Genomic DNA, 803 nt, shown 5'->3' with positions numbered 1-803 from the left:
TCTGGACCTTTTACTGGGTTAGCGATGGCTCCTTTTAAGAATCCAGAAGCATCAAAGCCGGCGCCTGTTAATTTTCCAAAACCTGCTGTAAACCAAGAATAACCAAGATATAATCGTAAGACAGTTAAGATGGCCGCTGCAATTTTATTTTCTCTTAAAAATGTATTAAACATAAATGATTCCGCCCTTCAAAATTTATTTGTTCTTTATACTTACACTATATTCCTTTTTTCATTAAACAACATGGGTATAGTAACAAGTTCACAGTTTGTTTGAAATGTTATGACGAACTTTTGAACGGCACCCAATCGCAATCCGAGAACAAAAGATTGCTGATTCACATATAGTAAAATATTAAAGTGCAAAGGATGTTCTTCTATGTCTGAGTTTCCACTTCCGGTGAAAATCGATTCAATTAGTGGCGGGGTTGTCCAATTTGGCAGTTCCTTATTTATCTCTCCTAAAAGCGCCTCGAAAAATACACACGGCTCAGGTTCTTCCAATACAGGGGTTCATATCACAACCGTTACGGGGCACAGTAATACTACTGCAGTTAATTCCGATCTATTCGACCAACCCATCGTTCACGATAACTAAACATTTCATTCGATACAAAATAGAACAAAAGACGATTCGGTATGAAGCCCGAATCGTCTTTTGTTTACAAATTATTTATGCACTTACCTTTGCTTTTTCATGCCCAGTACCTTTTTTGCTAGTCTTTTTGAAGAACGGGACCACCCAGCGGTCTAAACCGATTCTACCAGCATTGTAACCTGCTGCTAGAATGATGAAGCCAAGGA

At 38.4% G+C, this 803-nt stretch carries 1 protein-coding gene and 1 pseudogene; one reads left to right on the top strand and one right to left on the bottom strand.

Features of this window, described 5'->3' with window-relative positions; all coding sequences use genetic code 11:
• Positions 1 to 173, bottom strand: a pseudogene (locus COJ96_RS29420) (Crp/Fnr family transcriptional regulator); the annotation flags it as partial.
• 205 nt (positions 174 to 378) lie between these two features.
• Here COJ96_RS29420 and COJ96_RS25420 point away from each other — a divergent pair.
• Entirely contained in the window at positions 379 to 597 is a 219-nt protein-coding gene (locus COJ96_RS25420; protein ID WP_098576555.1) for a spore germination protein, read from the top strand.
• Positions 598 to 803 lie beyond the last annotated feature (206 nt).

The sequence above is a fragment of the Bacillus sp. AFS073361 genome, assembly GCF_002567005.1.
Classification (GTDB): domain Bacteria; phylum Bacillota; class Bacilli; order Bacillales; family Cytobacillaceae; genus Neobacillus.
The sequence above is the reverse complement of the archived record's forward strand: the minus strand, read 5'-3'. Positions and strand labels throughout refer to the sequence as shown.

Bases quoted from the DNA above. Each gene is read 5' to 3' on its own strand.
- COJ96_RS25420 (WP_098576555.1), top strand. From the start codon at position 379: ATGTCTGAGTTTCCACTTCCGGTGAAAATCGATTCAATTAGTGGCGGG.